At 75.4% G+C, this 1,718-nt stretch carries 2 protein-coding genes; both read right to left on the minus strand.

The window, feature by feature from the left end:
• Positions 1-1,010, minus strand: a 1,010-nt coding sequence (locus MXD58_RS27050) for a beta-ketoacyl synthase N-terminal-like domain-containing protein (protein WP_284678908.1), incomplete at its 3' end; no start/stop codon positions are given.
• A gap of 127 nt (positions 1,011-1,137) precedes the next feature.
• The coding region (locus MXD58_RS27055; RefSeq protein ID WP_250610716.1) for a phosphopantetheine-binding protein at positions 1,138-1,718 on the minus strand (581 nt) is incomplete at its 5' end.

The following is a 1,718-nucleotide window of genomic DNA, read 5'->3' on the forward strand; positions in this document are numbered from 1 at the left end:
TCGATGTCGGTGGGGGACAGGTCGGCGGCGGCGAGGGCGGCGCGGATGACGCGCTGCTGCGACGGCCCGTTCGGCGCCGTGAGCTGGCTCGACGTCCCGTCCGAGTTCACCGCCCCACCGCGGATTACCGCGTGGATCCGGTGGCCGTTGCGGCGCGCGTCGGACAGCCGCTCCAGGACGAGCAGGCCCGCGCCCTCCCCCCACGCGGTGCCGTCGGCGGCGGCGGCGAACGGCTTGCACCGCCCGTCCGGGGCCAGGCCGCGCTGGCGGGAGAACTCGACGAACATCCCGGGCGACGACATGACGGTGACCCCGCCGGCGAGCGCCAGCGTGCACTCACCGCCGCGCAGCGCCTGGCTCGCGAGGTGGATCGCGACCAGCGACGACGAGCAGGCCGTGTCCACGGTGACCGCCGGCCCCTCCAGGCCGAGGGTGTACGCCACCCGGCCGGAGGCGACGGAGGTGGTGCTGCCGGTCAGCACGTACCCGTCGACGCGGTCCGGGGTGGTGTGGTGCAGACGTGGGGTGTACTCCTGGGCGATCACCCCGGCGAACACGCCGGTGGCGGAGCCGCGCAGCGACGTCGGGTCGATCCCGGCCCGTTCCAGGGCCTCCCACGCTGTCTCCAGCAGCAGCCGCTGCTGCGGGTCGATGGCGAGGGCCTCGCGCGGGGAGATGTCGAAGAACGCGGCGTCGAACTCGGGGGCGTCGTGCAGGAACCCGCCTTCGCGGGCGTAGGTGTGCCCGGGACGGTCCGGGTCGGCGTCGTAGAGCCGCTCGACGTCCCAGCCGCGGTTCGCCGGGAACGGGCTGATGGCGTCCCGCCCGGCGTCGACGAGGTCCCACAGGTCCTCCGGCGAGCTGACCCCGCCGGGGTAGCGGCAGCTCATCCCGACGATCGCGATGGGCTCGCGGCGCGCGGCCTCGCTGTCCCGCAGCCGCGCCCGGGTCTGGTGCAGGTCGGCGGCGACCCGGTTCAGGTAGTCGCGAAGCTTCTGTTCGTTCGCCATGATCAGCCTTTTCGATGCGCGCGGTCGGAGCGGGCGGCGGGGACGTCGGCGGGCGGGGTCACGGGCATGGCGGGGTCACGGGCATGGCGGGGTCACGGGCATGGCGGGGTCATGGGCACGGCGGGCCTCACGTCAGCCCGAGCTCGCGGTCGAGGAGATCGAAGATCTCGTCGTCGGTGGCGTCGGCGACCTGCTCGGTGAACTCGGCCGGTTCGTCGGCGGACCGGGGCGCGGGTGCGCTCGGGGTCGCCCCGGCGGCCTCCGCGACCCGGGCCAGCAGCGCGTGCAGGCGCACGACGGCGTCCAGCGCTGGCGGGGACGCTGCCAGCGGGCCGCTCAGGGCGGTCTCCAACCGGGAGATCTCCGCGTCGAGGTCGAGCTCCGCCGTCCCGGCCGGAGCGGCGCCGACGAGGGTGTCCCGCAGGTGCGCGGCGAGGATCGTCGGCGTCGGATGGTCGAACAGCAGCGTCGTCGGCAGCCGCACGCCGGTCTCCCGGGCCAGCCGGTTGCGCAGCTCGATCGCGCTCAGCGAGTCGAACGCGGACTCCAGGAAGCCACGGTCCGGGCGGATCGCCGCCGGCGTGGCATGCCCGAGCACCTCCGCCGCGGTGCTCCGCACGAGGGTCAGCAGGGTCCGGTGCTGCTCCTCGGCGGGGCGGTCGCGCAGGCGGTCGAGCAGCGCCGCGACCCGGTCCGCCGGCCGTGCGC

Source organism: Frankia sp. AgKG'84/4 (assembly GCF_023242965.2).
Taxonomy (GTDB): domain Bacteria; phylum Actinomycetota; class Actinomycetes; order Frankiales; family Frankiaceae; genus Frankia.